Raw genomic sequence first — 26,761 nt, forward strand, 5'->3', positions numbered from 1 at the left:
CGGCGACCGGGGATTGCCAACGTCCGTGACAGGGTGTCAGCATCCGGCGACGTCGAAAAGAAAGCCCCGGCCGGAGCCGGGGCTTTCGAGGGAGAACTCCCCGGCCATTGGCCGGGGCTCAGGGGGCTTGGTCATCAGGGGGTCGATTTCCCCCGCAGGAAGACCCAGACGTACCCGTTGGTCTGGTACTGCTGGGGCTGATGCTTCTGCATTTCCTCCGCCGCTGAACGCAAGGCCGAGAGAATGACCTGATACTCCTGTTCGCGTTCCTTCAACTTGGCCGCCGGGTTGTCGCCCAGCGATTCGATGAAGGACTGGTACCGGGCCATCACCTCGGCGTAGTTCTTTTCCGCCTGCTCGCGCCTGGCGCGGACTTCGTCAGTCTCCGGCTTGGCGTCCACCGGCCGGGAGTTGAAGTCGCCGGCAATGAGGTCGAGCAGACCATCGCCATTGTAGTCCGCGACGTTCACCTTCATCCGCATGCCCCAGGGCTTGTCGGATGAAACCGTGAAGCCGCTGGTCATCACGGGGGGCACGAGCGCCTGGCCCGCCTCCAGCGACGGAGCGCCTTTCTGGCCGGTGTTGCGGTACCAGGTGATGCTGCCGTCGCCGGCGCCGACGATCAGGTCGTGCTTTCCGTCACCATCCCAGTCGGCGACGGTCGGCCCCGCGTCGCCATGCCCGACCTCGACGCGTTTGCCGCCAGCCGACAGGGCCGCCGGTTCGCCGAAGCGATAGGACGTGCGCGTGCCCTCGTTGGGCACCAGGTGGACGTGTCCCTCGATGTTGCCGATCAGCAGGTCCAAGTCCCCGTCCTCATCCCAGTCGCAGGCCCACACCACGCTGGCGGAGCCGACGTTGATCTTCTTGCCACTGGCGTCGGTCAACTGCTCCGCTTTGGCGAAGGCCCCTTCAGCGTCGCCCCGGAAGATGTAGATTTCGCCCGGCCAGGAGCCGGAGATGATGTCGCGGTAGCCGTCGCCATCGAGGTCCACAACCTGTGGACCGAAGCCGACGCATCAGCCCGACGGCACAACCCCGAAGTCGTGCTCCGTCTTGAAATACTCGAAGTCGCGGAACTCGGGCTTCTCGTTGCTGCCGTGGTTCCGGTAGATCCGCAGTCGGCCCTGGCCGAACTGTCCGACGAGCAGGTCGGTGACGCCATCCCCGTCGAAGTCGCACAGGAACGGTGCGGCGTGCCCGATATCCACGTTGATCGGCTTGCCGTCCGCCTCGAGCCGGATGGGGGCCTCGAGACGAATATCCGACGCCGACGCGAGGCCGGCGGCGGCGAGCGCCGAAGTGCTCGCGAGCATCATCAGTTGTTTCCGCATGTCCAGTTCTCCTGATCGACCTGCATGAAACGAAGCGACGCCCGGTTCGTCCCGAGCGGCATCACGATTTGTGATTTCCCTGAGGTGTCGCAGGCCGCCGTTCGGGGCCGGTGCAGCGCCGCCAAAGGCAGCGCGCCAGGGACAATCGTGGTACCCTCGGGCTCATGTCGAACTCCTCGGTCGGTAGGGCCCGTCCACCGACGACAGAAGCATATCCTACCACAAGCGGTCGGCAAGGTGCAAGCCGCTTCTCCACCAACTGCGAGAAAAATGAACGAATCCCGTAAAAAACGCCTCCTGAACTACGCCAGCTGCGCGGGTTGAGCGGGGAAACTCTCCGCCTCGGCGGTTGCACAGGTTGTGCAACACCTTCCCCTGTCCAGCGACCCCAACCTGCTTGTCGGACCCGAACATTTCTCCGACGCGGGCGTCTATCGCCTCGCCGACGGACTGGCCATCGTGCAGACCGTGGATTTCTTCCCGCCCATCGTGGATGACCCGTACACCTACGGCCGAATCGCCGCCGCCAACTCGCTCAGCGACGTGTACGCAATGGGAGGACGTCCGGTGACGGCGATGAACATCGTGGGCTTTCCCGACCAGGAACTGCCCATGGAGATCCTCTCCGACATCCTGCGGGGCGGGGCGGAGCGCGTCCACGCGGCGGGGGCGGTGACGGTGGGGGGGCACTCCGTCCGCGACAACGAAATCAAGTACGGGCTGTCGGTCACGGGCGTGGTGGACCCCGCCCGCATGTTGACCAACGCCAAGGCCAGGCCGGGCGATGTCGTTGTGCTGACCAAGGCGCTGGGCACGGGATTCGTCACCACCGCCAACAAGGCCGACCGCTGCCCCGCGGTCACGCTTGAGGCGGCGGTGGCAAGCATGGTCACGCTCAACGACGCCGCCTCGCGACTGGCCGTGGAGCTGGGCGCCCACGCCGCCACGGACATCACCGGTTACGGGCTGTCCGGACATGCCTGCGAAGTCGCCAACGCGAGCGGCGTGACGATCGAGATCGACCTCGCATCGCTTCCCCTGCTGACGGGCAGCGAGGAGTTGGCAGCGCCTCTCAACTTCACCCGGGCCAACAAGGCCACGCGCGGCTTCCTCGAAGGCCGCATCCGATGGGTTGGCACGCCGGATGATCTGCGAACCGCCTACCTGTTCGACCCCCAGACCTCCGGCGGGCTGCTGGTGTCAATCGACCCCGCTCGCGGCGAGGAGTACGTTCGTCGCTGCCGCGCCGCGGGAGCAACGGCGACGACGATCGTGGGCCGGGTGCTTGAACAGGCGGGCGTGGATTTGATTGCCCGCTAGCCCGGAGATCGGAACGCGCGTGGATTCTTCGGGTGGGCCTGGAAGAATCGGCCCATACTGCTCGGAACTCGGAACTCGGAACTCAGAGCTCAGCGCCCAGCACTCCTTCTTCCCATGCCCAACCCTTCCCTCCTCGAAACCTTCCCGTCTCCCACCGCGTCGTCCTTCGTCATCGAACACGTGTCGGAGGAGTTCACGTCGCTCTGCCCCGTGACGGGCCATCCGGACTTCGGGCGCATCACGCTGCGTTACGTGCCGGGTGAGACGTGCGTGGAGCTCAAGTCATTGAAGCTCTACTACCAGAGCTTCCGCAACGAGGGCATCTTCTACGAGGCGGTGACCAACCGCATCCGCGATGACCTGGCCGCCGCCATGCGGCCGCGCTGGATGCAGGTCATCACCGAGTGGAAGGGTCGCGGCGGGATTCACTCGCGCATCATGGCGACGTTCGGCGAGGTGCCGACGGCGTGGTCGCGCGGCTGATTCGTCGTCACGCGAACAGTCTCCGCGCCGGGCGCCGGAGATCATGCTCGCACGCCGACCTCCGCCCACGCCCGGGCGTTGTCGATGAACTTCGACGTTCTGGCGTGAACCTGCTCCGCCACGGCGTGGCTGCACGACAGCCGCACCACCATCGCCAGCCCGAGTTGATCGTGGAACCACAGGTCGGCGCGGCGGCCCCGACGGATCAGATCCACGTGCGTGAACATGCGCAGCGGCCAGCTGCCCCGCACGCCCACGCCTCGCAGCATGGTCACGCGATTGTCGTCGATCACGACGCGCGGAATACCCAGCCCGCGGGACATCCGCTGTCGTCTTGCGACATGCAGCACGACGTTGCCGACCAGCATCACGAAGGCGACGATCCACGGCCATGGCTGGCGGGGGAAGAGCAGGATCAGCCCCAAGGCCAGACCGAACTGCGACACCGCCAGCCATGGGATGAAACCCTGTCCGAGTCGTCTGACGGGCAAGTCGAAGACGCCGGGCGACAGTTCCACGCCGCATTCCGGGCAGCGTGAAGGGCGGTTCAGTCCCCGCAGGTCGTATTCACAGCGGACGCATCGTGATAGCGACAGGATGATCGGCGCCTCGTCACGCACGAACAATGCTATCCGGATCGGGCGAACGCGATCGCGTCGCGGCGGCCTATTCCCACTCGATCGTCGCGGGCGGCTTTGAGGAGATGTCATACACCACCCGGTTGACCCCCTTCACCTCGTTGATGATGCGGTTGCTGATGGTCGCCAGCACCTGGAAGGGGAGACGCGCCCAGTCGGCGGTCATGAAGTCCTGGGTGGTGACGGCCCGAATGGCGACCACCGAGTCATACGTCCGCCCGTCGCCCATCACACCCACGGACTGAATGGGCAGCAGCACCGCGAAGACCTGATCGGTCGAGCGGTAGAGGTTGTTGGCCACGATTTCCTCGAGCAGAATCTCATCGCAGTCGCGCAGAATGTCGAGCCGGGTTCGCGTGACTTCGCCCAGCACGCGCACGGCCAGTCCCGGACCGGGGAAGGGGTGGCGCCACACGATCTGGGCGGGCAGTCCCAGCACCTCGCCGAGCTGGCGCACCTCGTCCTTGAACAGGTCGCGCAGCGGCTCGATCAACTCGAAGCCAAGATCCTCCGGCAGCCCCCCCACGTTGTGGTGGAGCTTGATGTTGGCGGAAATGCCGGCGTGGCCGTGGCCTGACTCGATCACATCCGGGTAGAGCGTGCCTTGGGCGAGGAAGCGGACGTGTCCCTGGACACCCTTGGCCGCCTGCTTGAACACGTCGATGAAGCGGTGGCCGATGCGCCGCCGCTTGTCCTGCGGATCGGTGACGCCCGCCAGGTCGGAGAGGAACTGGTCGGAGGCGTCCACCACGCGCAGGTCGATGTCGAAGTGATCGCGGAACGTCGCCTCGACCAGTTCTCGTTCCTTCTTGCGCAGCAGCCCGTTATCGACGAAGATGCACGTCAGTTGATCGCCGATCGCCTGGTGCAGCAGGGCGGCCACGACAGACGAGTCCACCCCCCCCGACAGCCCGCAGATGACGCGGTCCTTTCCCACGATCTCGCGCACGCGCTGACATTCAGTCTTCAGGAAGTCAGCCATGCGCCACGTGCCGCGGCACCTGCAGATCTCGTAGAGGAAGTTGCGGAAGATGTCCACGCCGTGCGGCGTGTGCGTCACCTCGGGGTGGAACTGCACGCCGTAGACCGGAAGCCGTTTGTGACGGACCGCGGCGTACGGACACGTGGGCGTGGATGCGAGCAGATCGAAGTGATCGGTGAGATTCAGCACCTGGTCGCCGTGGCTCATCCACACGGCCGTGCGGCTCGGGATGCCCTTGAACAGGTCACCGGCATCCAGGATCTCCAGCCGGGCGTGGCCGAACTCGCGCTCCTTCGCCGGGGCGACGCGGCACCCCAGCGCCTGACAGGCCAGCTGCATGCCATAGCAGATGCCCAGCACCGGCGCCCCCAGTTCGAAGAGGCCCGGGTCGCAGGTGGGCGCGCCTTCCTCATGCACGCTGGCGGGCCCGCCGGACAGGATGATGCCCTTCGGGTTCAGGGCGCGAAGTTCGGCGACGGAGATATCCGGGCGCACGAGCATGCTGTACGCCCCGGCTTCACGCACGCGGCGGGCGATCAACTGGGCGTACTGCGCCCCGAAGTCGAGAATGGGGATTACTTCGTCGTGCGGAGGACGATTCGCCTGCGCCATGGCTGGGTTCCGGTCGGTGAAACCGGGACAATAGTCCGATCGAAGCCATCGGACCATGCCGGCGAAGCCCCGCACCCCCTGCAACGACCGTTTCTGGCCACGATTGTTTCGGGGCGACTCGCCAGGCCGCCCCTATGATCCCACCCATGACTGCCACCACCATGTCGTCAACCGCCTCCCGTCCGGACGCCGCTCACAAGGCCGGGGCGTTCACGCCTGCCGACCGTGAGAAGCTGCTGACCGATGTCGAGCACTACTGCCAGGAACTCCGCCCCATCGAGGATCTCTGCTACCTCGAGCACCGGCACAATGACGCCATCGCCTCGCTGGCGAAGAAGCACGACATCCTCGGCATGATCGTGCCGCGCGAGTTCGGCGGCCGCGGGGCCGATTCCCTCACCTACGCCCGCTGCCTGGCCCGCATCAATCGCGAGGGCTCCGGTCCGCGCACGTTCTTTTCCGGCCAGTGCTCGATCGGGCAGTACCCCATCATCCGCTACGGCAACGAGCAGCAGAAGCGGAAGTACCTGCCGAAATCCTGCACGGGTGAGTGCATCCTGGCTTTCGGGCTCACCGAACCGGATGCGGGCTCCAACCCGCTGGAGGGAACCACGACCTATCGACGCGAAGGCGACCGCTATCTGCTCAACGGCGTGAAGTACCTTATCTCCAACGGCTCCATCGCCGACGCGGTCATCATCTTCGCCTTCCCGGAGGACAAGGCCGGCAAGGACCGGCGCATGAGCGCCTTCATCGTGGACACGGGTCGAGCGCAAGGGGCGTCCACCTTCGAGGCCGAGCAGCTGCACGCGAAACTCGGCATGTTTTCCGCCGACACCGGCATGTTTCAGATGTCCGATCACCCCGTGCCTGCCGAGAACCTGCTGGGGCCGGAGGGCGAGGGGTTCCGCATCGCCATGCACACGCTGGTCTCGGGGCGGCTGAGCGTGGCGGCGGGCTGCCTGGGAACCATCGAGGACTGCCTGATCGAGGCGGTGAATTACTCGAAGCAGCGGATGCAGCACGGCAAGGCCATCGCCCGGCATCAGCTGGTGCAGGAGCATATCGCAATGATCGAGATGCACCGCGCCACCTCTGACGCGATGATCGAGCGGGCCGCGCTGGCCAAGCAACGGTCCGATGAGAATCCCGGCGACAGGGCGCTCTACGCCGAGGCCGACATCCGGGTGGCTCAGGCCAAGTTCCACGCTTCCAACGCCGCGTGGGACGCCGCCGATCGGGCGGTGCAGGTGTTCGGCGGTCGCGGCTGGAGCGAACTCTATCGCCCCGGGCGGCACCTGCAGGACGTGCGCGTCTGCCGCATCTACGAGGGTACGGATGAGATCATGAAGCTGAAGATTGCTTCCTCGGTTCTGGGGAAGGAGTACGAGGCGTTCAAGTGACCCCCGGCTGAACGCTGGTTCACCCCATGCCGCAGTTCGAGATCGCCATCGAGCGGGTGTTTCCCGCCGCGCACGCCATTGTGATGCGGGGTGAGCGCGAGACGCTGCATGGGCACAACTGGGTTGTGCGCGTCGTCGTGGCGGGTCATGCCCTGGATGCGGACGGCCTTCTCGTGGACTTTCACGAACTCGAACGATTGCTCGACGCGATCGTGGCGCCGTTCCGCAACGCCAATCTCAACGAGGCGCCGCCGTTCGATCGGCTCAATCCCACGGCGGAGCGTCTGGCCGAGCACGTGGGCGTCGAGATGGCTCGCCAGCTCCCCAAGGGCGTCGCGCTGGTTTCCGTCAGCGTGACCGAAGCCCCCGGCTGCGTGGCTACCTACCGACCCTGACAGGGGTGCGGTTGAATCGCCTCACTGACCCGCGTTTCCGGCGGATTTCTCGGCGGCGACCTTCTTCTCGGCTTCTTCCTTGGTGATCTGGCGCACCTTCTCCATGATCACGGGCGTGATGGGCACGTTGCCGTGCTGCTGACGCTCGAACTGGATCATGTCGTAGCACTTGACGGCGCGGATGGCGTCCACGACGTTCATGCCGGCGATCACCTTGCCGAACACGGTGTAGCCATGCCCGTCACGCGCCTCGGCCTTGTTGAGAAAGCCGTTGTCCACCACGTTGATGAAGAACTGGCTGGTGGCGGAGTCGGGCACGTTGGTGCGGGCCATGGCCACGGTGCCGCGGTCATTGGTCAGCCCGTTGCCGCTTTCGAGCTTGATCGGAGGATCAGTGGGCTTCTGCACAAGATCCACGGTGAAGCCGCCGCCCTGGATCATGAACTCCTGGATGACCCGGTGGAAGATGGTGCCGTCGTAGTGCTTCTTGCCTACGTAGCTCAGGAAGTTCTTCACCGTGATCGGGGCCTTCTCACGGTTCAGCTCCAGGACGATCTCGCCCTTGGACGTGGTGATGAGGACGTATTCCAAGGGCGACTCCGGGAACGAGGGTGCATCGGTCTTGGCGGTCGGATCCTGCGCGCGGGGGTTCGTCAGCCCACCCGAAAAGGCGACCACGAGCAGAAGCCCGACCAGAGTGATCAGTGGACGGTGCATGGTGCGATTTCCAGTCCGCGACGGCTGTCACGGGGTCAGTTGAGGAGCGTCACGGGAGCGGCGTCAAGTTCGTCTTCGTCCTCGAACTCCTCGTCGTCCTCCAGATCATCCTCGTCGTCGATGAAGTCCTCGTCCTCCTCATCGAACTCTTCGTCGTCCTCGAACTCTTCCTCATCGTCGAAGAACTCCTCCTCATCCTCCTCGTCCTCGTCGTCATCGTCCCAGTCGAGGGACGGCGCCGGCGCGGTCGGAAAGGACCAGGCGCTGGGGGCGGCATCGAGGCGGATGCCGCCGAGCATCGTGGACTCACGGTTCAAGAGATCGAGCATGGGTCGGCTCCGTGAATGGGTCGGCGTGGGGATTCAGCGTGGTGAGTCGGCGTGGTGGGTCGGATCGTACGCCTCGCGGCTCGACCAGGTCGCACCCGCGTGGTGAGGGTGACGACGACGGCCTGACAGCCCGTGGCGCGTGCCTTATATGATCGAACCGGGCGCGTTTCAAGCGCCGGAGCGCGGAATTTGATCGGGCTGCTGGCTCCGGTTCCGCGGTACAATCCGGCGCCATCTCCAGGGAGAGTTCACCATGCGATGCGTTGCCCTCGCGGCGTCTGCTTCGATCGGAACGGTTCTGCTCGGCCTTCTCGCCTCCACCACGCCGGAACAATCGCGAGCCGAAGCCGTCCAGGCCCAGGCGGTGCTCCGCGAGATCCGCGAGGTGCGGCAGTTGACGCTGGTGAAGCCGGATCGAGAAGGCGGCTTCGTCTTTTCCAGCGATCGTCCGGGTCTGCGCCTGATGCTCGATCTTCAGGTTCCGCAGGGCCGAACCCTGATTGACATCGACCAGCCGGAGAAGATCGAGGCCGTGGATTCAAGCGGACGTGATCTGACCGACATCGAGCCGGGTTTCGGCGGGAAGCGTGAGTACATCGAGGTGTCCCAGTCGTTCAACTTCGACAAGGAGTCGTACGACCACGAGGTGACGATGCACCTGGCCGTGCCGTCCCGCGCCGCCGAGTCGTTCAGCGTGTCCGCCGTCGTGCAGGCCACCACCTACGCGGGCCTGCGCGACCTGTCGGTGGACCTGAAGACCGCCTGGACCAACCTCGATCCGGCGGACTTTGGCGGTCTGCCCGCGCGTGTGCGTCTCAAAAAGTCGTTCGGCGACGACTACGGCGTGGAGCTGAGTCCCGCCAGGGCCGCGCGCTTCATCGAGTCCTTCGATGTGGGGGTGGAGGGCAACGCCATCTCCAGCAGCGGCAGCATGTCGGACGATCGCACCATCGTCTACTTCCTGGACGACTCCGTGGACCCCAACGAGCCCGCGACGATGCGGATCAAGCTGCGCCAGCACGTCGAGACGACGCCGGTGGAAATCAGCTTCAAGGATCAGCGTCTGCCCTGATGTCCGGTTCTTACGGCGCGATTCGTCGCCGCGCCGTTGTCTGCCTGAACGCACCCGTTTGCAGGACTTCCTCATGCTGGCTGGCGATTCGATCCGTTCCTGTGCGTTGATTGCGTTCCTGCTGTTCGCCGCGGGCTGCTCGACGGTTCGCTCGCCCCAGGTGACGCTGCAGGGCGTCTCCGTGGGGGGACAGACGGACGAAGGGTTCGTGCTGCAGTTCGCCGTGGAGCTTTCCAACCCCAACAGCGAGCCGCTGCAGCTCTGGGAGATCGCCTACGACGTGTCGGTGAACGGTTCGCGGATGTATGACGGGCGACGCAGCGCCGAGAGCACGCTGGCCGCCAACGGCAGCACGACGCTGCTGCTTCCCGCCGTGGTGCGATACGACCAGATCGGCGGCGAGGGGGCGATCCCGGAATCAATGACCTATGCGCTGGGCGGCAAGCTGTGGTACCTGACCAACGATGCCCTGGCGGAAGCCCTCTTCGAACGCGGACTACGCCGCCCATCGATCGGATTCGGCGCGTCAGGGCGACTCACATCCCGGTGAAACCGGCGCGCCAATGGATCAGGCCGCATCCGTTGCGCAGGAACGGGGCGCCAGGGCGACTGCCTCGCTTGCTTGGCGTCAATGGCTTGTCGCCGCGGGCGCCTTGGGGGCGGCGTGGCCGCGCTGGCCTTCCTGAATCACCATCCCGATCACTGCGCCGACAATGAGGAACAGGGGCACGAGCAGTTGATTGGTGCGCACGCTGTTGGAGATGGTCTCCTCGAACTGAGGCACCGCCAGCAGCAGCGCCAGCCCGCCGGTGACGATCATGGCGGCCCCGCCGATCGAGGTGAAGACCATCACCACGTGCTTGAACATGAGGAAGGACGCCATCCCCAGCAGGATGAAGCCCATGCCCGCCCCGGCCAGCAGCGATTCATGCGGGTAGCCCAGGGCCGTCCACAGGTTGGCGCCGACGAACGCGCCGGTCACGCCTCCGAAGAACGCGACCGAGAATCTCAGCAGCGGGCTGGCGATGACCGCCGCCATCAGGGCGATCACCCCCGCGATGACGTACGGCTGGGGCATCGTGCGGCTGAGCAGGTAACCGAAGCCGAAGCCCGAGAGGAACGCGCACACCACGATAACCCACTTATGCCAGCGGTAGCCGTTGAGAACGCACAGGATGCCCACGACGAACAGCACGCCCGCCACCGCGATATGCACCTGTCGCAGCAGTTCCAGCAGGTCGTCAGGCCGGTTGAGAATGTCGAGGTACGAAACCGCGCCGTCGAACGCGGCGGCCAGGCGATTCCAGAATGAACCTCCGGCCTCCTGGGACTGCTGGGCAAGAACGAGCATGTTTCCGAGCATGGCGTCACCCGTGATCCGCGCACGCGCGTCAGCGCCAGCGGAGGGAGTGGCGCAGGTTCTGCGCCGCCGCCGATCGCGGAATCACCGGGAACTATCGGCCGGTTTGCGCCGGATTGTCCATTGAATCGCCAGCCCGGCCAGGGCCACCACGAGCCAGACGATGAGCCACGCGATGGTGCTCGATGGCATCCACGGCTGATTGCCGAAGCCCAGCGAGGTCAGCAACGACCATCCGCTGGCCAGCACCAGTCCTGACCCTCCCATGGATGTGACGGCCGCAGCGCTGAGCGTGGTGAGCGACAGCCCCACGAGGAAGCCGAAGATCGCTCCCGACGCCCCGGAAAGCAGGATGCTGCGCCGGACGCCGGGATCGGCGGCGTTCCAGCGGTACTGCGCCTCCGCCTTGATCTGGGCGACCACGGCGTCGAACTTCTCCCGCCAGGCAGGCGTCGCGGCATCGCCTTCCTCGCCAGGGGCGTCTTGCGTCGTTGCAGCGTCGTCTGAGCGTGGCGGCAGCCCAAGCAACTGGCGGGCCTCACGGGCGCGATCATCGCGGAAGGCACGGAGCTCATCGAGCAGGTTATCGGTCCTGCGGAGCGTGTCAATCGCCCGGCGCGTGGCATCACCCAGCTCACCCAGAGCGTCACGTGTGCCATCACCCGGCGCCTCGCCGTCCGCGGGGGACATCGGATCGGTGATGACGTGATGCCCCCGGAACTCGGCGTAGGCGATCACGGCCAGCGGAGCGGCGGTCCCGAACAACAGCGCCATCGCCACCCCCATGGCGGGTCGATACGCCAGCGATGCAAAGATCGCAAACCCGGCTCCCCCGAGGATCGCCACCACCCAGGCGGGCACGGGCAGATCCACGGCGTATGCTCCCACCAGCCCCACCGCGGCGCCGAGCAGAATGCCCGCCGTCACGAAGGCCGGTTTCAGCACCCGGCTGCCGAACGCCAGCAGCAGCACGCCAACGCCGATGCCGAAGCCGGCGGCGATCAACCCCTCCGGCGGCAGTTGAGAGAAGACCTGCGTCCAGTTGGAGGTGTCGGGAGTGGTCATGCCGAAGGTTGTTCGGAAACAGGGGCATCACGTTGCCCCCGGGTGATCGGTGCGGCGCATCGTAGTGCCGGGCGGGGAATCAAGCGAATTGCCCCTCGTCAGAGGTCTGACGCTACCCTTCTTCGTGAGCGCCGCACGAAACACCAACCGCCTCGCCCGCGAAACCAGCCCCTACCTGTTGCAGCACGCGCACAACCCCGTGGACTGGCATCCGTGGGGCGATGAGGCCATTGACGCGGCACGTCGCACCAACCGGCTGATCTTTCTCTCCATCGGCTACTCCACCTGCTACTGGTGCCACGTGATGGAGCGCGAGAGCTTCGAGAACGAGGCCATCGCGGGGCAGATGAACGAGCAGTTCGTGTGCATCAAGGTCGATCGCGAGGAGCGGCCCGACCTCGATGACATCTACATGACCGCCGTGCAGGCCCTGACCGGGCGGGGCGGCTGGCCCATGTCCGTCTGGCTCGACCCCGACACGCTCGCTCCGGTGTACGGAGGCACCTACTTTCCCGCCCGGCCGATGCATGGAATGCGGTCATTTCCCGAGGTCATGCACCTGCTGCATGACGCATGGACACGGCAACGGTCCGAAATGCGCGATACGGCCGCACGGCTGGCCGAGGCGGTGAAGGAGGAACTCTCCCGCCCGTCGCGCTCCGTGGCGGTGGGCATGAACGAGGTCGGCCGCGCGGTCAACCAGCTGGTGCAGTCGTTTGACCGCGAGCATGGCGGGTTCGGCGGCGCGCCCAAGTTTCCGCAGCCGGTGTTCCTGGAGCTCCTGCTCGCGGCACGGGAGTGGATGGACGCCCGGTCCGCGCCGCAACTGGACGCCGTCATTCGCGCCACGCTCGACGGCATGGCGATGGGCGGGCTGTTCGACCAGATGGGAGGCGGGTTTCACCGCTACTCGACCGATGCGAAGTGGCTGGTGCCCCACTTCGAGAAGATGCTCTACGACAACGGGCAGCTCGCCTCGATCTACGCGCGGGCGTCGTCGATCTATCGCGAGCCCTTCTACGCCCGCGTGGCGCGGCGGACGCTGGACTACGTGCTGCGCGAAATGCGCGTGGGGGATGCCGGCGGCTTCGCCAGCGCGCAGGATGCCGAGGTGGACGCACGCGAGGGGCTCAACTACCTGTGGACGCGGGAGGAAGTCGAGCGCGTGCTGCGCGAGGCGGGACTCGAAGGTGTCGTGGACTTCGCAGTCGATGTCTACGGGCTGGGCGATGGGCCGAACTTCCGCGATCCGCATCACCCTGGCGAGCCGCCGTCCAACGTGCTGCACCTGGGCGCGCCGCCTTCGGAACTGGCGGCGAAGTGGGGTGTGTCGCTGGAGGAGTTCTTCGCCCACCTGGATCGAGTCAACGACGCCCTGCGGGTCGTGCGCGACCGACGCAGGCAGCCGGGGCGGGATGACAAGATCATCGTCTCGTGGAACGGACTGATGATCGGGGCGCTGGCGACGGGCGGCGAGGTGCTTGGCGACCCGCGCTATGCGGCCGCGGCAGGCAAGGCGGCGAATTTCATCCTCGATCGCATGCGAACGCCCGAGGGCGGGCTGCTCCGCACGTGGCGGGGAGGCCAGGCGCGCATCGACGCGTTTCTCGAAGACTACGCCCTGCTGGCGCGCGGCCTGATCGACCTGCACCGCGCCGCGAAGGGAGACCAGTGGCTGCGGCACGCCGTTGAGATCATGGGTCACGCACGCGACCGCTTCTGGGATCGCGAGCATGGGGGCTTCTTCGATACGCTCGCCGATCGACCCGATCTGTTCGTGCGCACACGCTCCATGCACGACGGGGCCATCCCGTGCGGCAACGCGGTCATGCTGCACAACCTGCTCGATCTGGCGGCGATCACGCGCGACGAGTCGTGGCTCGATCAGGCCCAGCGCCTGCTGGCGGCGATGAGCGGCGCGATCCAGCGAGCGCCCGTCGGGGCGGCGCTGGGTACGGCCGGGCTGCTGCGCATGGCGGTGAAGTGGTCCGATCGCCTGCCGCGCGATGCGCCGGACGCGCCGCGCGTTCGGGATGCGGCGGGCGTGGTGACGATCGCGGTGGACCGGGATGAGGTCCGCGTCGGCGGGGATACGCCGGGGGTATTCACCGCCGCCATCACCATCGCGCCGGGTCATCACATCAACGCCCACGAGCCGGGTGATTCGTCGTTGCAGGGGCTGGTGTTTTCAGTGGTCGGAGCGGAAGGACTGGTGCTGCACGCGGAATACCCCGTAGGTGAGCCGTGGCGGGATGGCGTGATGGTGCATCACGGCCGTGTCACGGCGCCGGTGGTGATTGAGCAGGTAGGTCCGGTGCGTGGAACGCCGCGCGTGGAGGTGTCGTTTCAGGCGTGTACCGAGGATGCGTGTCTCGCGCCCTCGAAGGTGACGCTGCCGGTGCGGGTGGTGGTGTAAGTGTGGTTGGCGGCGCAGGTGCTGGATGGGTGTCGCGGGCGTCTCGCCTGCGCCATCTTGGGAAGCCGCAGGTGGGAACGCCTGCGCCACTGCCAGAGGCGAAACCTCATATCATCCGCCCATGTCGCGCAAGAAAATCGCCCTCATCTCCACGGGCGGGACCATCGAGAAGACCTATGACGAGCTCCAGGGCATCCTGGAGAACCGCGTGAGCGTGCTGGACGTGATGCTCGAATCGCTGCAACTGCGCGGCGTGTCCATCGACCGTATCCGCCTGATGAACATGGACTCGCTCGACATGACCGATGCCGAGCACGCCCGCATCGTCGAGGAGGTCGCCCGGCAGGAGCAGACGCACGACGGCATTGTCATCACCCACGGCACCGACCGGCTGGCCAAGTCCGGCGACTGCATCCATGCGCACTTCGCACCGCGCGGCGGCCCGCGCGTTCCGGTGGTGCTGATCGGCGCCATGCGGCCGTACGTCATGCGCACCACGGACGCCATGCAGAACCTGACCGAGGCCCTGCTGGCCGTGCAGATTCTGCCGCCCGGCGTGTACGTGGTGATGCATAACCAGGTGCTGCGCTTCCCGGGCGTCGAGAAGGACCGGGAGCAGGGGACGTTTGTGAAGCGGGGAGAGCAGGCGTGAGGCACATGGCACTGGGCGCGAGGCAGCAGACAGTCAGGGGCGTTGCGAGACCGCTCTGAACCCTCTCTCTCCTCGCGGGAGAGGGCTTGGCCGCTATCCCCTGCCCTTGACGGCGGCGTCGTTTCCCGCACAATCGGTCCGCACGGAGCCCGACCCATGACCCAAGACGTGAAGCCATCCCCATCCGGCAACGGCGGCCTGCTCAACCTCATCGAGCGAGTCGGCAACAAACTGCCTGACCCGGCCACGCTGTTCATCATCGGCACCGTGCTGGTGATGGTGGCTTCAGCGGTGGTGGCGGGGTTGGGATGGACCGTGCCGCAGCGACGCCCATTTCCGGTCGTGGAGACGATCACGCTCGCCGATGGAACCACGGAGGAGCGGGCCAAGCACGACGCCGAGGGCAACCCGGTTGTGGAGTGGCGCGAGGTGGGCGAACCGCTGGCCGCCAAGTCGCTGCTGTCGCGCGAGGGCGTGTTCTGGATCTTCGAGAGCATGGTGCGCAACTTCACCACGTTTCCGCCGCTGGGCATTGTGCTGGTGGGGATGCTGGGGATCGGCGTGGCGGAGCGGACGGGCCTGATCGCCGCGCTGCTCAAGGGGTTCATGCTGATCGTCCCCGGGGCGCTGCTGACGCCGGCGATGGTGTTCGTGGGCATCATGTCCTCACTGGCCACGGACGCCGGGTACGTGGTGCTGCCCCCGCTGGCGGCGGCGCTGTACAAGGCGGTGGGCAGGTCGCCGCTGGCGGGCATCGCGGCGGTGTTCGCGGGCGTGGCGGCGGGGTTCAACGCCAACCTGCTCATCACCTCGCTTGACCCGCTGCTCGCCGGGCTGACCACGCAGGGAGCCCAGGTTGTGGACCCGGACTTCGCCCTCAACCCCGCCTGCAACTGGTCGTTCATGGTCGTCTCGACGTTCGTCATCACACTGGCGGGATGGTTCGTCACCGCGGTGTTCGTGGAGCGACGGCTCAACGCCAAGAGTCCCGAGGATGGCGGCCCGCTGCCGCCCACCGAGGCCGATCTGGTCGCCCAGCGACTGACGCCCCAGGACATCAAGGGCATGATCTGGGCGGCGATCACCTTCGGCGTCGGGTTCGGGCTGTTCCTGGTGATGATCCTCATTCCCGACGGTCCCCTGCACGGCCAGGGGGTGCGTTTCGCGCGGTGGGCCGAGGCGATCGTGCCCATGATCTTCCTGCTGTTTATGCTGCCGGGGCTGGCGTTCGGCATGGCGATGGGCACGATCCGCAATGACAAGGATCTGGCCAAGCTGTTCGTGGATTCGATGGCGGGGATGGCGCCGATCATCGTGCTGGCCTTCTTCGCGGGCCAGTTCATCAAGCACTTTGACTACTCCGGGCTGGACAAGATGCTCGCCATGTGGGGCGGGCAGATGCTCGGCGAGGCCCAGATGCCCGCCTGGATGCTGATCGTGGCGTTCATACTCGTCACGCTCATCTTCAACCTGTTCGTGGGTTCAATGAGCGCCAAGTGGACGATCTTCGCTCCGATCTTCGTGCCCATGTTCATGATGGTCGGGCTGCACCCGGCCCTCACGCAGGCGGCCTACCGCATCGGCGACTCGGTGACCAACATCATCACGCCGCTCAACGCCTACCTGATCATCATCCTGGTCTACATGCAGAAGTTTGTTCCGCGCAGCGGCATGGGCACGCTGATCTCGACCATGCTGCCCTACTCCGTGGTGTTCGCCGTCGTGTGGACGATTCTGCTGGTGCTGTGGATGGCGATGGGCATTCCGCTCGGGCCCGGCGGCGAACTGGTGTACGCGCCGGCCATGTGAACCGGCTGCGTTCTCGGTCATGGGCCGCATTGGCGTCGGGCTGCGTCAGGCGGAGGCCGCCGTCCCGGCTTCGCCCTGCACGTAGCGCTGGCCCTTGTACAGGAACGTGTAGAAGACGAAGATCACCGCCGTGATGAGCATCAGCGTGGTGAAGAACCAGTAGTACGCGGCGCCGTCGAGTTTCGTGGTGCCGTCGTCATTCTGAATGAAGACGTTGACGCCCGAGGTGAACAGGTTGCCCAGTGACACGCCGAGGAAGTAGATGCCCATGATGAACGACTTCATCTTCCGGGGCGCCTGGGTGTAGGCGAACTCCAGCGACGTGATGGACACCATCACCTCGGCGGCGGTGAGGACGACGTAGGCCGCGAACTGCCAGCCGATGCTGGGCATGGTTTCCATGGCGCCGCGCACGATGGACTCGTCGGCGCTGGTCTCGCGGGCGACCTTGATGGCCTGCAGCAATCCCTGGTAGCTGGCCTCGCCGGTCTGTCCGAGCGCCGCCCAGAGCGTGGCGGCGGTGTCCGCAGCCCGCGCCTGGATCGCCTCTTCGATCCACGCCGAGATGGCGAACGCCAGCACCGTCATGAACAGCCCGACGGAAATCCGACGCAGCGGCGTCATGGGGAAGACCTTGTCCATGGACGGATAAATCACGTAGGCGAAGAGCGGGATCAGCACCAGGATCAGGAACGGGTTGACCGCCTGCACCTGCGCTTCGTACCAGTAGACGCCGAGAAACTGCCGATCCATGCGCTCGGCCTGCAGCACCCAGGCCGAGCCGGTCTGGTCGAAGATGGCCCAGAACATGGGGATGAAGATCAGAAAGATCGGCGCCAGGTTGAGCACCGCGCGCAGACCGTCGCGGGAGAACGTCTCCTCGACGAAGCGTTTCGGGCCGGCCGGGGGAATATGGACGAACTTGTTTCGTCCGAGCCAGAACACGAACGTGGCGAGCGCCATGAGCACGCCCGGCAGGCCGAACGCCAGCCAGGGCCCGACTTTGGCCAGCAGCACCGGGGTGAGCAGGTTGCTGGTCATCGCCCCCACGTTGATGGAGAAGTAGAACCAGCTGAAGGTCTTGGAGACCAGGTGCTGATTCTGCGTCCCGAACTGGTCGCCCACGTGCGCGGAGACGCAGGGTTTGATCCCGCCCGCGCCGATGGCGATGAACAGCAGTCCGATGAACAGCCACGGCTTCATGTCGAATGCGCCGGTGGCGGGGCCGAGGTCCATCACCGCCAGGCACGCATGCCCGAGGCAGTAGCCCAGCGACAGGATGATGATGGTCCTGTACTTGCCAAGAAAGATGTCGGAAAGCAGCGACCCGATCAGCGGAAAGAAGTACGCCGCCGCCGTGAACAGGTGGTAGACCGCCTTGGCGTCCTCCTCGCTCATCGCCGCGCTCGCGCCGGAGGAGTCGAGCAGGTGCTTGGTCATGAAGACCGTCAGGATGCCCTTCATGCCGTAGAACGAGAACCGCTCGGCGGCTTCGTTGCCGATGATGTACGGAATGCCGGGCGGAAAAGTCCTGATGGGCTCCGGCGTGTCGCGGTACTGGCTCATGCGTGTCCTTCGCGGAAGAGAGCGTCCGATCGGGCCTGGGGCGGGGAGAGTCGGGGCGTTCCCACTATAACGGATCGATGCGTCAGGGATTCATCGAATGGGCGTCACGCGGCCCTGATCGTCTCCGACAACGGTCTTCCCGACTTGTCCGTGCCGCAGAGATTGACCTGGATCCCCATCGCGTGGGCCATGGCCGCCTTGGCCGCAAGCAGCAGGTCCGCCTTGGCGGGGCTTGTGGCGTAGGCGACCTGGATGTGATTCGCCTGATGCTTGGCCATCATCTGGTCGCGCGACACGCCGTACAGCACAGCGTGCATGATGGGCCACTGGGGCGTGGTCGCCTGCCAGCGGCGCTCGGTCTCCTCACGCGGCAGCTCGATGGCCTGGGCCCGACCGATGTCCATATGCAGGGCGTCGTCCGCTACGTAGATCCGCGACCAGACGATCTCGCCCGGCCTGGAGATGCCCTTGACCGTCGAGCCGCCCAGCCGGAAATACATGGGCGGTTGGCGCTCGCCGACGGCATCCGCCCAGCCGCGCGGGAAGTGACTGGCGGGCGCCGCGCCGGAGATTTCGAAAACCCAGACGTAGGTGCCCCCTTGGGTGGCGCGACGCTCTGCGTTGTGCGAATCCAACTCACGATGCGGAGCGTCGTGCCACCCATGCCACCAGTCCCCCCAGCGCAGATCATGCAGTGTGTTCTCGCGCGGCTGCTTCAGCGCGGCCCACACGCGGTCGGTGATCAGTCCATCCAGTCCGGCGCATTCATCCACCTCGTTGAAGTGGGTCATGGGCGCGCCGTCGCGGATGATCTCGCCCCGCGCGTTGCGAACGGGCGGGCGCACCGAGTCGTTGAGCAGGCCTTCCACCAGGTCGCTGGCGGGGGCGAGATCCTTCAGCCCCTGCTGGTACTGGATGCCGATGGCGTCGCAGCCGAACTCGTCCGCAATGCGCAGCGCGGCGATGTACATGCGGCACTGATCGAGAATCTGCCGCTCGGTCAGGTCCGTCTCCTCGTTCGGCCCGGTGATGAACCGCATGCCTTTCTCATCCAGCCAGGCGCGCACGGCCCGCGCTTCCTCCTCCGGCACCTGCGTCATGGCGTGGTAGAGCGTGCTCTGGCTCAACCGCTCCTTGAACGCGCCGCAGGGGTTGAGCAGGTGGTCGGGGATGATGGCGTTGAACATGCCCATGCACCCCTCATCGAACACGCCGAGGATGGCGGGCCGCCTGCGCAGCTGCCCCGCGAGTTTCTCGCCGAGGTCGCGGGCTCTCTTCGAGAGACGCTTCGGATTGAGCGGCTGCACGTGCGAGAGATCGTGCGCGATGCGTCCGCGCGTGGTCCACTGCTTCAGTTTGGCGCGGAAGGCGGGGTCGGCGAAGTCCTCGCCCCACAGCAGCGAGTACTTCACGCCTGCCTTCGTGAGCGAGCCGCGCAGGTTGAGCGCGCCCACCAGCCCCGGCCACTGGCCCGACCAGTTGGCGAGGATCAGGATCGGCCCGCGATGGCGCGCCAGTCCGATCAGCACGTGGTGCGAATACTGCCACACCGCCTCGGCCACCACGAGCGGCGCCCCGGGGTCGATCTTCTCGAAGACCGCGCGCCCCTCCGCTTGCGAGGCGATGAATCCGTGCCCGCGATCGGGATCGAAGGCGTGAGCACGCTTGAGTTTCCACCCCAGCGCCTTGAACGCGGCGGCGGCGTCATCTTCGAGCTGCTTCTGGGCGGGCCAGCAGATGCGGTTGGCGCTCTCGCGCAGATCCCCGCTGGCGATGAGCAAGGCGGTGCGGGACGGAACGGATGATGCGGTGCGGCTCATGCGGTGAATGCCTCAGCGAATCGTGTCGGCGAGATGAAGGTATCGTTGGAAGAGCTGGTCGTAGGCGTCGCGGTGGGTTGGGGCCGGGAAGATCACTCGCGATGGGGGCAAGGCGCTCCCGGCCCCGGCCATGGAGTGCACCGCCTCGCGGACGGAGTAGAACGCTCCGGCGGCGCACGCTCCCAGGATGGCGGCGCCCAGCGCCGGACCGTGCCTGGCGCCATGAACCTCCACCGGCGCTCCGAGCACGCTGGCGATGATCTCCACGAAGAGCGGATTGTGACGAGGCAGGCCCCCGGTGGCGACGAATCGCGTCACCGGGACGCGGCCTTCTCGCAGGATCGTGACGATCCATCGCAGTCCCATCGCGCTGCTCTCCAGCGCGGCGCGGTACACGTGCGCGGACGTATGGTGCAGCGTCAGACCCGTGATCACGCCGGTCAGCGAACCGTCCATCAGCGGCGTCCGACAGCCGTTGAGCCAGTCGAGCATCACCAGCCCGTCGCTACCGGGGGCGATCGCGCGGGCCGCGTGATCCAGCAACGCGAAGTCCCCGGCGCCGACCAGCCGCCGCGCCCAGTCAAAGGCGTCGCCCATGGCCGCCTGGCCGGTCTCATAGCCGACGAAGCCGGGGAGAATGCCGTCGCGCACGATGCCCGCCACGCCGGGAATCAGCCGCTCCTCCTTCGCCATGAGCATGTGGCATCCGCTGGTGCCCAGCACCGTCACCAGCACGCCCTCCTCCGCGACGCCCGCGCCCGGCACGCCCGCGTGGGCGTCGATGATCGCCGCGGAGACCGGCACGCCCACGCGAAGACCCGTGCGCGCGGCGAACGACTCCGATACCTCGCCCGCCGGTGTGCCGGGGGCGAGATGCCGGCCCGGCAGCTTGTGGTCGACCACTTCCAGCAGACCCTGATGGCACGCGGCGAGGAACGCGCGACCCGGATAGCCGTCCAGCGGCGACCAGCAGCCCTTGTAGCCCGCCTGGCAGGTGGATCGCGCCGGCTCGCCGCGCCCGCCGGCGATCTGCCACACGAGCCAGTCGCCCGCCTCGATCCACAGTTCCGCGGCGTCGGCGACTTCGGGATCGGACTCGATCACTTCCAGCATCTTGGGAAAGAGCCACTCCAGTCCCACGATACCGCCGTAGCGGGCCAGCCACGGTTCATTCATGTCGCGGGCGATGCGGTTGATCGTGTCGCAGGCATGGAGTGCTCCGTGGTGTTTCCAGAGTTTGGGCCACGCATGGGGACGGCTCGCCAGGTCGGGTCGCGCCGCCGCCAGCGGCATGCCGGCGCGGTCGCACGGCAGCATGGTGCAACTGGTGAAATCCACGCCGATGCCGGCGACGGTGGCCGGGTCGATGGACGAGATCGCCTCGCGGATGGCCTTGATCGCACCGTCGAGCCAGTCCTGCGGATGCTGCAGCGCGAAGTGGGGCGGCAGATCGGGCGGAAACATCCGCCGGGCCGGCGCCGAGCCGGGCACGATCTGGCCGTGCGCATACGACTCCACCGCCGAGCCGAGTTCGCGGCCCTGCCGATCGACGATGAGAGCACGCACCGACTCGGTGCCGAAGTCCAGACCCAGGAAACACTCGCTGGCCACGCGAACCTCCCGGCACGCATGGTACCGTGGAAGCCGGGCGAATGGGGCCGCTGGTGCGAAGTGAGGGGTGAGTCACCAGTCAGCAGCAGTCAACCTTCGGTCGACATCGACAACCCGCTTACTCTTCCAGTGGCGTGTATCCGACAACCGCCAGTTCGCTGCCCCCGCCGCGCCGCGGCGTATAGAGCAGGTATCGCCACGCGGTCGAGTTCGTGAGGACGGGCAGCGAAACGTCGGACATGAGTTTCGTCCATTGCTTCGCGGGATCGTCCAGCCGCTGCAGCTTCACGCCGTCGGCGGCGGCGTACATCACCACGCCGTCCGCGTCGATGGCGGCGGCGGAGGAGCCGTACTCCAGCAGGCGCGTGGCGCTTCCATCGCTGCGGAAGGGGCGCCAGACGCCCACCCCCTCAAACTCCGGGTGCTGGAAAACCAGCATCGGTTCGCGCGGCGACGGCACGCCCAGCACCACGGGCTGGGCGGCCATGACGCGGATCGCCGAGGCCGCGTCGATGGCGTTGGAAAGCCGGATCAGCCGCGTGGCGGCCTTCATGCTCTTCTCGTCGCCGCCGTGCAGGTAGACGGCCTCCAGCCCGCCCAGGTCGTCCAGCCGCAGGGCGAAGACGCCCTCGCCCGTCGCCGACCATTGCGGCACGAGCCATGACCCGCGCTCATCACCGATGATCCACTCCCGCTCGCCTTCGCGCATGACGATCTCGAACCGGTCGCTCAGCGGTGCGCGGCGGCACCAGGTCAGGCGTCCGCCGGGGCCGAGGGCGGCGTGAGCGTTGACCCTGTCGTCATCCACCAGCCAGGTGACGGTCCCGTCCGTCCACGACGCGAGCCCGATGCGGCGCGTTCCGTCGCTGCGGGGCTCTTCGACGATGAACCCGTGCTCATCCGCCGAGCGGCCCAGCAGCATCGGCTGCGGCAGCGAGAAAACCAGTTGCAGCGACGCCCTTCCAGGCGACCCCGAGACATCCGTTGCGATGGGTCTCAGGACATCGACTCGCGCGCCCGAAGGCATCTGCTGCTGACCGATCGCCAACCGGAGCGCGGCCGGTTGCGGCAGCCCCGCCAGCGTGGCGATGGCGGATCCATCCGGCGCGTGGACGGGCGTGGTGGCCAGGTCGAAGGGAATCAGCCCGAGCGGGTAGACGCTGGCGCGCGTGGTGAAGGTGGTGGTCGGAGCGGGTGAGGCGACCGGGATCTCCATCGACTTCGAGGCCTTCTGCCCGCCGGAGCATCCGGCAAGCATCAGCAGTGTGACGGCGGCCAGCCACGGCGCGCCGCCGGAGGACGCGAGTGCGGCGCGGCGCATCACCGGTTTCCGTCGGCGGCGCCGGAGTGCGGCTCTTCGGTCGCGGCTCGTCCGCTTGTCGGCTGGTTCCAGACGGACTCGGGCGACCCCGGCTGCTTGAGTTGCTGGTCAAGCGGTCGCTTCATTTCCTCGCCGCGCTGGCGCATGGGATCGAGCACCGCGTCGCTGTCGGACGGGTTGTCCACCACGATGGGGGTGATGAAGGCGATGAGCTCGCTGCGCGTCTTGGTCTTGTCCAGCGACGTGAACAGGGCGCCGAACAGGGGGATGTCGCCCAGGAGCGGCACCTTGCGCTTCACGTCGGACTCGGTTTCGCGCAGGATGCCCGAGAGCACGACCGTCTGGCGATCCTGCAGGATGACGCGCGTCTCGGTGCGGCGTCGATCGACGATCAGGCCGCCCTGCGCCGTGGTGCTGGGCGAGAGCGATGAAAGCTCCAGCGAGACGAGCAGATCCACGTCGCGGTTGGACGTGATGCGCGGGCGGGCGCTCATGGCGATGCCCACCTGCTTGTCTTCGAAGGTCTGGTTCAGGTTGCCCGACTGGATGTCGGTGATGGCGCTCTCGATGAACTGAATTGTCTGGCCGTCGAAGAAGTTGGCCTGCTCGTTGTCATGCGTGAAGACGCGCGGCTGCGAAAGCACCCGCAGGTTGCTGACGGAGGAGAGGGCGTTGATGACCGCCGCGATATCCACGTCAACGTCCAGCACGGAAGTCTGGAAGAGCTTGCTCAGGAAGTCGTCGCGCGAGCCGGTGATCGACGCGCTGCCGCGGAGCTGATTCTGCTGGTTCGGGCCCAGCACCGAGCCGTTGGGGCCGACCTTGATGCCCAGCGAAAGCGAGTCGTCCAGCTGCACCTCGGCGATCACCGCGGTGATGAGCACCTGTCGGCCCGGACGGTCGAGCTGGGAGATGATCTCGGCGATCTTGTCCTTGTAGTGCGGCGGCCCGATCACGAGCACGGCGTTCTGGCGCAGGATGGGCATGACGCGCACCTTGCCGATGAGGGGCGACTCGGGCGCCACGTTGGGGTCGGGCCTCGCCTGCGTCCAGGGCAGCGTGGTGGGCTGGTTCTGCTGCTGGTTGCCGCCGGCGCCCCCTCCGGTTCCCGTTCCCGTGCCGGTGCTGGTGTCGATGGTGCTGCTGGTGTCGAACGGAGTCAGCCCGGTGGCCCGGCTGGGCAGGTCGATGCGGATGCCGCGCTCGGCGAAGGCCGCGTTGATTTCCAGGGCGACTTCCTGGGCGTCGGCGTGCTTGAGGTCGATGTACAGCGGCGCGTCCGCCTCGCCCGGCTGATCCAGCACCTCGATGATGACGTCGAGCAGCTCGAAACTGACCGAGGTCTTGGCGATGGCGATGATTTCGCCTTGTCCGGTGTCGGCCTGAATGTCGTAGAGCGAGGAAAGCCGCTCGATAGCGGTGCTGCCGGAGGCGGCGGCGCCCGGCTGTCCGCCCTGGGTCACGGCGGGACGGGCCTGCCCGCCCGTGGCGCCGGTGGACTGGCCCGTCCATCGGTTGAGGATGTTCTGCACCGTCAGCACGTCGCGGTAACGGATGCGGTAACGCTTGATGATCGGACCGCGCGGCAGGGGGTCGATGTCCCACGCCTTCACCATCTGCTCGATCTCGCGCATCTTCTCCGGGTCGGCGACGACGGTGATGCTGTTGCTGGGGTTGTCGGGCTCGACGCGCAGGGGATACTGCCCGCCCGTCTGCGAGTCGCCTCCGGTTCGACCCGGCTGCTGCGGGTTGCCCCCGGGGAAGCGCGGATCGGTGGGGCGACCGCCGCCGGGCACATTGGCGCGGCTCGCCTGCGAGGCGGCGCCGATGTCGGAGGCGAAGAAGTTGAGGATGCGGTTGCCCAGCGCCGTGGCGTCGGCATACTTGAGAAAGAACACCCGGACCTCGCGCGGCTTGGGCGAGTCGATGTCCTTGAGCATCAACTCCAGCTTCTTCGCGGTTCCGACGGTGCAGAGCACCACGATGGTGTTCTTGTCCGCCTCCACCTCCACCTTGCCCCAGTCGTCGGGGACGAAGGTGTCGAGCACGGTGGCCACCGAACTGGCGTTGGTGTGGCGCAGCGCGAAGATCTTGTTGATGATGATCGCGTCATCCTTGCGCCCCAGCACGCTCACGTCCGGACCGATGACGGGACAGTCCTTGGTGCCGATCTGCGTGGTGAGCTCGAGCTTGATGTAGTCCGCTGTCTCGATGACGCCAACGTTCTTGTCCAGCAGGGCGATGAACAGCAGGTTCAGCGCGTCCTCCCGCGACATCGACTGGTTGGTCATGATGGTGACCGTCTGGCTCTGCACGTTCCCGCTGGGGATGACGGCCTTGCCCGTGGTCTCCATGATGAACTCGATGGTGTCGGTCAGACGCACGTTGTTGAACGTGGGCACCACCTTGTCATTGGGGTCGAGGATCCAGCGGTTGGTGACGGGATCGCGCGGACGGTCGGCGCCGGGCGGAGGAGTCTGTCCCCACCCCGACGCGGAACTCAGGAGCACCACGGACGCCAGCCCCCACGAGGCGAGGCACGCGCCGATGGATGAACGATCAGTCGCCCGGGTCTTCTTCTTCATCATCCTCGTAGTCCTCGTCTTCGTCGTCGATGGGTACGTCATCGGGCAGCACCGCGGCGGGCTGTTCCAGTCCGGTCTGCGGAGCGCTCGGGGCGAAGGGCCGGCCCGAGGCGTCCTTGTGGCGGCTGAACACGCCGTGCTCGAACACCCACAGCGTGTAGATTCCCTCGGCGTAGCGATCGGTGGCGGTGGGCGGCGCGGTCCACGCCACCTGCACCGAGAAAGGCGGATTGACCGCGACCAGGCGCACGCCCTGCACGGTCTGGCCCACCTTCACCCTGGTCGTGGAGCCGCCCGTGCCGAAGTGGACGACATCGCCCAGGATCAGCACCGGGTTGCGGAGCGACCCGTTGTACGTCGTCATCGGACCCACGTCGCGCTGCACGGGTGGAGGGGGGGTGGGGCCCGACGGTCGCGGCGGCAGCGGGGGAGGCGGGTCCGGCGCGTAGAACGCGCTGCGACCGATGATCCGGTCCAGCGAGCGGTTGGATTCGTTCTCGTGACGTTTCACCACCACGGCGATGCGATCGGACAGCGCCTCGTCGGTGTCGCCCGGCAGGGCCACCGCCGCCAGCAGCGGACGGATCTGGACGGCGACGCCGATGATCACCACGGTCAGCCCGATCAGGGTGACGCCCAGCGGGCCCATGATGGCGCGGGGGTTCATCATGCCGCGCCTCCCGCCCCGCTCTCCTTGGCCCATGCTTCGACGGTCAGCGCCACCACCACGGACTTGCGGTTGGAGCGAAGATCCTGAATCCGCGAGACGCGCACCTTGCTGACGGTCTCGATCGCCGGATGGCTCTCCAGGGCCGCGATGGCCTCGAAGGCGTTTTCCTGCGTCGTCTCGAAGCGGACTTCGATGATGATGCGGCGGGGCTGGAAGTTGCCGTCCACCAGCGATCGCAGCTGCGAGCCGCGGAAGTTGGAGGCGCCCTTGTCCGTCACATCCAGGCCGGTCACGTTGAACCGGTTGAGCACCTCCATGATCGCCTGTCGCGCCGCCCGGCTGGAGACCTCTGTCAGAGCCAGCGGCTCGATCGGCCCGATGGCGGCGATGGTGGACTCGGAGATGGTCGCCAGCCGACGGTCGATCTGCCGGGCGCGCTCGATGGCCTGCCCGTAGGCGGCGGCCCGGTCGCCCAGGGAGCGTGCCGCCGCGCCCACGGTGTCGTACCACAGCATCGCGAACAGCACGACCGCCAGGCCGATGATCGACCATCGGACCAGGGGTGGATACTGCCGGAATCGCTGAAGAAGGGCGTTCATGG

Annotated in this window: 24 protein-coding genes; 9 read left to right on the plus strand and 15 right to left on the minus strand. The window is 66.7% G+C overall.

Going from position 1 to position 26,761, the window contains the following annotated elements:
* Nucleotides 1-134 precede the first annotated feature (134 nt).
* Together HRU76_11155 and HRU76_11160 are read right to left on the minus strand one after the other, a co-directional pair.
* A complete protein-coding gene (locus tag HRU76_11155; protein QOJ18113.1) occupies nucleotides 135-995 on the minus strand; it encodes a VCBS repeat-containing protein in 861 nt (286 codons plus the stop codon).
* Nucleotides 996-1,019: 24 nt separating this feature from the next.
* Nucleotides 1,020-1,334 (minus strand): VCBS repeat-containing protein, encoded by a 315-nt coding sequence (locus HRU76_11160; protein ID QOJ18114.1) that lies wholly within the window; start codon nucleotides 1,332-1,334, stop codon nucleotides 1,020-1,022.
* A 360-nt stretch (nucleotides 1,335-1,694) separates the two neighbouring features.
* On the opposite strand from HRU76_11160, the gene selD reads away from it, so the two are divergent.
* Together selD and queF are read left to right on the plus strand one after the other, a co-directional pair.
* Nucleotides 1,695-2,654, plus strand: coding sequence for a selenide, water dikinase SelD (gene selD, locus HRU76_11165; protein QOJ18115.1), 960 nt, complete (start codon nucleotides 1,695-1,697; stop codon nucleotides 2,652-2,654).
* A 114-nt stretch (nucleotides 2,655-2,768) separates the two neighbouring features.
* A complete protein-coding gene (gene queF, locus HRU76_11170) occupies nucleotides 2,769-3,137 on the plus strand; it encodes an NADPH-dependent 7-cyano-7-deazaguanine reductase QueF (protein QOJ18116.1) in 369 nt (122 codons plus the stop codon).
* A 41-nt stretch (nucleotides 3,138-3,178) separates the two neighbouring features.
* Here queF and HRU76_11175 read toward each other — a convergent pair whose 3' ends face one another.
* The gene (locus HRU76_11175; GenBank protein QOJ18117.1) at nucleotides 3,179-3,757 is read right to left on the minus strand and encodes a hypothetical protein; all 579 of its coding nucleotides are present in this window, start codon (nucleotides 3,755-3,757) and stop codon (nucleotides 3,179-3,181) included.
* Nucleotides 3,758-3,803: 46 nt separating this feature from the next.
* Entirely contained in the window at nucleotides 3,804-5,369 is a 1,566-nt protein-coding gene (gene guaA / locus HRU76_11180) for a glutamine-hydrolyzing GMP synthase (protein QOJ18118.1), read from the minus strand.
* A 146-nt stretch (nucleotides 5,370-5,515) separates the two neighbouring features.
* On the opposite strand from guaA, the gene HRU76_11185 reads away from it, so the two are divergent.
* Together HRU76_11185 and HRU76_11190 are read left to right on the plus strand one after the other, a co-directional pair.
* Nucleotides 5,516-6,772, plus strand: a complete 1,257-nt coding sequence (locus HRU76_11185) for an acyl-CoA/acyl-ACP dehydrogenase (protein QOJ18119.1) — start codon at nucleotides 5,516-5,518, stop codon at nucleotides 6,770-6,772.
* A 26-nt stretch (nucleotides 6,773-6,798) separates the two neighbouring features.
* Nucleotides 6,799-7,167 (plus strand): 6-carboxytetrahydropterin synthase, encoded by a 369-nt coding sequence (locus tag HRU76_11190; GenBank protein ID QOJ18120.1) that lies wholly within the window; start codon nucleotides 6,799-6,801, stop codon nucleotides 7,165-7,167.
* 21 nt (nucleotides 7,168-7,188) lie between these two features.
* On the opposite strand, the gene HRU76_11195 is transcribed toward HRU76_11190, so the two are convergent.
* Nucleotides 7,189-7,884, minus strand: coding sequence for a peptidyl-prolyl cis-trans isomerase (locus tag HRU76_11195; GenBank protein ID QOJ18121.1), 696 nt, complete (start codon nucleotides 7,882-7,884; stop codon nucleotides 7,189-7,191).
* Nucleotides 7,885-7,919: 35 nt separating this feature from the next.
* Nucleotides 7,920-8,213, minus strand: a complete 294-nt coding sequence (locus tag HRU76_11200; protein QOJ16075.1) for a hypothetical protein — start codon at nucleotides 8,211-8,213, stop codon at nucleotides 7,920-7,922.
* Nucleotides 8,214-8,466: 253 nt separating this feature from the next.
* On the opposite strand from HRU76_11200, the gene HRU76_11205 reads away from it, so the two are divergent.
* Together HRU76_11205 and HRU76_11210 are read left to right on the plus strand one after the other, a co-directional pair.
* Nucleotides 8,467-9,285: a hypothetical protein gene (locus tag HRU76_11205; GenBank protein ID QOJ18122.1), complete on the plus strand. Its 819-nt coding sequence runs from the start codon at nucleotides 8,467-8,469 to the stop codon at nucleotides 9,283-9,285.
* Between the two features lie 73 nt (nucleotides 9,286-9,358).
* Nucleotides 9,359-9,835, plus strand: a complete 477-nt coding sequence (locus HRU76_11210; protein ID QOJ18123.1) for an LEA type 2 family protein — start codon at nucleotides 9,359-9,361, stop codon at nucleotides 9,833-9,835.
* 78 nt (nucleotides 9,836-9,913) lie between these two features.
* Here HRU76_11210 and HRU76_11215 read toward each other — a convergent pair whose 3' ends face one another.
* Nucleotides 9,914-10,636, minus strand: coding sequence for a hypothetical protein (locus tag HRU76_11215; GenBank protein ID QOJ18124.1), 723 nt, complete (start codon nucleotides 10,634-10,636; stop codon nucleotides 9,914-9,916).
* 93 nt (nucleotides 10,637-10,729) lie between these two features.
* Entirely contained in the window at nucleotides 10,730-11,710 is a 981-nt protein-coding gene (locus HRU76_11220) for a hypothetical protein (GenBank protein QOJ18125.1), read from the minus strand.
* 124 nt (nucleotides 11,711-11,834) lie between these two features.
* On the opposite strand from HRU76_11220, the gene HRU76_11225 reads away from it, so the two are divergent.
* From HRU76_11225 to HRU76_11235, 3 genes are all read left to right on the plus strand, one after another.
* Entirely contained in the window at nucleotides 11,835-14,126 is a 2,292-nt protein-coding gene (locus tag HRU76_11225; GenBank protein ID QOJ18126.1) for a DUF255 domain-containing protein, read from the plus strand.
* A gap of 121 nt (nucleotides 14,127-14,247) precedes the next feature.
* The gene (locus tag HRU76_11230; protein ID QOJ18127.1) at nucleotides 14,248-14,778 is read left to right on the plus strand and encodes an asparaginase; all 531 of its coding nucleotides are present in this window, start codon (nucleotides 14,248-14,250) and stop codon (nucleotides 14,776-14,778) included.
* A gap of 156 nt (nucleotides 14,779-14,934) precedes the next feature.
* Nucleotides 14,935-16,587 carry an AbgT family transporter gene (locus HRU76_11235; protein ID QOJ18128.1) on the plus strand — a complete coding sequence of 551 codons (1,653 nt, stop codon included), beginning with the start codon at nucleotides 14,935-14,937 and terminating at the stop codon, nucleotides 16,585-16,587.
* Nucleotides 16,588-16,632: 45 nt separating this feature from the next.
* Here HRU76_11235 and HRU76_11240 read toward each other — a convergent pair whose 3' ends face one another.
* The 7 genes from HRU76_11240 to HRU76_11270 all read right to left on the minus strand — a co-directional run bounded on the left by HRU76_11240 (nucleotide 16,633) and on the right by HRU76_11270 (nucleotide 26,759).
* Nucleotides 16,633-18,051 carry a POT family MFS transporter gene (locus HRU76_11240; protein ID QOJ19174.1) on the minus strand — a complete coding sequence of 473 codons (1,419 nt, stop codon included), beginning with the start codon at nucleotides 18,049-18,051 and terminating at the stop codon, nucleotides 16,633-16,635.
* A 206-nt stretch (nucleotides 18,052-18,257) separates the two neighbouring features.
* The gene (locus HRU76_11245; protein ID QOJ18129.1) at nucleotides 18,258-19,973 is read right to left on the minus strand and encodes a fucose isomerase; all 1,716 of its coding nucleotides are present in this window, start codon (nucleotides 19,971-19,973) and stop codon (nucleotides 18,258-18,260) included.
* A 12-nt stretch (nucleotides 19,974-19,985) separates the two neighbouring features.
* Nucleotides 19,986-21,584 carry a ribulokinase gene (locus tag HRU76_11250; GenBank protein QOJ18130.1) on the minus strand — a complete coding sequence of 533 codons (1,599 nt, stop codon included), beginning with the start codon at nucleotides 21,582-21,584 and terminating at the stop codon, nucleotides 19,986-19,988.
* Nucleotides 21,585-21,702: 118 nt separating this feature from the next.
* The gene (locus tag HRU76_11255; protein QOJ18131.1) at nucleotides 21,703-22,905 is read right to left on the minus strand and encodes a hypothetical protein; all 1,203 of its coding nucleotides are present in this window, start codon (nucleotides 22,903-22,905) and stop codon (nucleotides 21,703-21,705) included.
* Nucleotides 22,905-25,493, minus strand: coding sequence for a hypothetical protein (locus HRU76_11260; GenBank protein QOJ18132.1), 2,589 nt, complete (start codon nucleotides 25,491-25,493; stop codon nucleotides 22,905-22,907). Before HRU76_11260 ends, HRU76_11255 begins: the two co-directional genes overlap by 1 nt.
* On the minus strand, nucleotides 25,465-26,160 hold the full coding sequence (locus HRU76_11265; protein QOJ18133.1) for a hypothetical protein: 696 nt from the start codon (nucleotides 26,158-26,160) through the stop codon (nucleotides 25,465-25,467). Before HRU76_11265 ends, HRU76_11260 begins: the two co-directional genes overlap by 29 nt.
* Nucleotides 26,157-26,759, minus strand: a complete 603-nt coding sequence (locus HRU76_11270) for a hypothetical protein (protein QOJ18134.1) — start codon at nucleotides 26,757-26,759, stop codon at nucleotides 26,157-26,159. The genes HRU76_11265 and HRU76_11270 overlap by 4 nt, the downstream gene beginning before the upstream one ends.
* Nucleotides 26,760-26,761 lie beyond the last annotated feature (2 nt).

This window comes from Phycisphaeraceae bacterium, from assembly GCA_015709595.1.
Taxonomy (GTDB): domain Bacteria; phylum Planctomycetota; class Phycisphaerae; order Phycisphaerales; family SM1A02; genus CAADGA01.

Bases quoted from the DNA above. Each gene is read 5' to 3' on its own strand.
- HRU76_11210 (QOJ18123.1), top strand. From the start codon at position 9,359: ATGCTGGCTGGCGATTCGATCCGTTCCTGTGCGTTGATTGCGTTCCTG.
- HRU76_11265 (QOJ18133.1), bottom strand. From the start codon at position 26,160: ATGATGAACCCCCGCGCCATCATGGGCCCGCTGGGCGTCACCCTGATC.
- HRU76_11160 (QOJ18114.1), bottom strand. From the start codon at position 1,334: ATGCGGAAACAACTGATGATGCTCGCGAGCACTTCGGCGCTCGCCGCC.
- HRU76_11245 (QOJ18129.1), bottom strand. From the start codon at position 19,973: ATGAGCCGCACCGCATCATCCGTTCCGTCCCGCACCGCCTTGCTCATC.
- HRU76_11205 (QOJ18122.1), top strand. From the start codon at position 8,467: ATGCGATGCGTTGCCCTCGCGGCGTCTGCTTCGATCGGAACGGTTCTG.
- HRU76_11240 (QOJ19174.1), bottom strand. From the start codon at position 18,051: ATGAAGGGCATCCTGACGGTCTTCATGACCAAGCACCTGCTCGACTCC.
- HRU76_11185 (QOJ18119.1), top strand. From the start codon at position 5,516: ATGACTGCCACCACCATGTCGTCAACCGCCTCCCGTCCGGACGCCGCT.
- HRU76_11230 (QOJ18127.1), top strand. From the start codon at position 14,248: ATGTCGCGCAAGAAAATCGCCCTCATCTCCACGGGCGGGACCATCGAG.
- HRU76_11270 (QOJ18134.1), bottom strand. From the start codon at position 26,759: ATGAACGCCCTTCTTCAGCGATTCCGGCAGTATCCACCCCTGGTCCGA.
- HRU76_11215 (QOJ18124.1), bottom strand. From the start codon at position 10,636: ATGCTCGTTCTTGCCCAGCAGTCCCAGGAGGCCGGAGGTTCATTCTGG.
- queF (QOJ18116.1), top strand. From the start codon at position 2,769: ATGCCCAACCCTTCCCTCCTCGAAACCTTCCCGTCTCCCACCGCGTCG.
- guaA (QOJ18118.1), bottom strand. From the start codon at position 5,369: ATGGCGCAGGCGAATCGTCCTCCGCACGACGAAGTAATCCCCATTCTC.
- HRU76_11220 (QOJ18125.1), bottom strand. From the start codon at position 11,710: ATGACCACTCCCGACACCTCCAACTGGACGCAGGTCTTCTCTCAACTG.
- HRU76_11195 (QOJ18121.1), bottom strand. From the start codon at position 7,884: ATGCACCGTCCACTGATCACTCTGGTCGGGCTTCTGCTCGTGGTCGCC.
- HRU76_11235 (QOJ18128.1), top strand. From the start codon at position 14,935: ATGACCCAAGACGTGAAGCCATCCCCATCCGGCAACGGCGGCCTGCTC.
- HRU76_11255 (QOJ18131.1), bottom strand. From the start codon at position 22,905: ATGCGCCGCGCCGCACTCGCGTCCTCCGGCGGCGCGCCGTGGCTGGCC.
- HRU76_11260 (QOJ18132.1), bottom strand. From the start codon at position 25,493: ATGATGAAGAAGAAGACCCGGGCGACTGATCGTTCATCCATCGGCGCG.
- HRU76_11190 (QOJ18120.1), top strand. From the start codon at position 6,799: ATGCCGCAGTTCGAGATCGCCATCGAGCGGGTGTTTCCCGCCGCGCAC.
- HRU76_11200 (QOJ16075.1), bottom strand. From the start codon at position 8,213: ATGCTCGATCTCTTGAACCGTGAGTCCACGATGCTCGGCGGCATCCGC.